This window comes from Lagierella sp. ICN-221743 (genome assembly GCF_037890055.1).
GTDB lineage: Bacteria > Bacillota > Clostridia > Tissierellales > Peptoniphilaceae > Mediannikoviicoccus.
Window position 1 is genome coordinate 1 of record NZ_JBBKBD010000055.1, and the last position, 1,061, is coordinate 1,061.

At 28.7% G+C, this 1,061-nt stretch carries 2 protein-coding genes; both read left to right on the plus strand.

All coding sequences use genetic code 11. The features are described from left to right. The first annotated feature begins 378 nt into the window (after positions 1-378). A complete protein-coding gene (locus WKS98_RS09920) occupies positions 379-699 on the plus strand; it encodes a hypothetical protein (RefSeq protein WP_498918942.1) in 321 nt (106 codons plus the stop codon). A 1-nt stretch (position 700) separates the two neighbouring features. Next, positions 701-1,060 carry a YlcI/YnfO family protein gene (locus WKS98_RS09925; protein WP_498918944.1) on the plus strand — a complete coding sequence of 120 codons (360 nt, stop codon included), beginning with the start codon at positions 701-703 and terminating at the stop codon, positions 1,058-1,060. Position 1,061: the final 1 nt, after the last annotated feature.

Consider the following 1,061-nt stretch of genomic DNA (forward strand, 5'->3'; position numbering starts at 1 on the left):
AATAAAGGCAAATGTTGGAAAATGCACGTTTGTAACGTGTGGATGTTAAAACAAAAACAATTGTATATTTTAAAATGCTGAGGGGTGCAGAAATGCACCTCTTTTTTTATTGCAAGAGTTGAGTAAAACGGACAAAAGTTGAGTAAAACGGAGTAGAGTTGAGTAGGAGTTGAGAAAAATATAAAAAAATAAGAAAAAAAATAAAATTATTTTTAGTGGGAAAACGATAAAAGGCTTGTAAACATTGAAAAACACAGGTTTAAAAGAATAAAAGAAAATGAAAGAATTTTACAAAAAGTATTGACAATGTACGTAAAATGTATTATAATATAATTAACAAAACAAACAAAGTAAAAAATAAAAAACAGGAGGCACGCAATGACAAATCAAGAAACTTTAATCAAAAACTTATTAGACGGTGGAGCAGTAAGATGGACAAAGTATGGTAAAGATAGAATTTATTTAAACAACTTATTAAAAGAAAAATCAGGATTAGAAATCGACAGATACAACTCAGGAAACATAAGTTCAGCAAAATTAAACGGAGAAAAAATTTCAAACTCAATGGCAGGAAGAATTATAAACTGCATGGAAGCATCATACTATGACATACAAAAGGATAGCTTCTACACAGGAAGTATCAGACAAGACGAAATAAGACCAATAATCATGGAAACTATAGAAAAGGTGATAGGATAAAATGAAAGATAAAAGAATTAATATGAGAGTGCCAGAAGAATTACACGAAAGAATAAAAAAACAGGCAGACAAAGAAAATCGAAGCTTAACAAATTTTATATTAAACGCAGTAGAAAAAGAATTAAACAAATCAGAAGGAGAAAAGAAAATGACAAAAACAAGAAAATTAAGAAATTTTGAAGTAGAAGTAGACGAAGCAACTGGAAAAGTAGAAAGTATAGTAAAAAATTCATCAGACGGAAGAACGGCAGTTTATCCATATAAATATGAAGAAAAATACGGAGCAAGCGTAAGAATTGATAATATAAACTTTAATAGCTTAAAAACTGGAGTATACACTGGAAGAATAGATTTAATGTAGA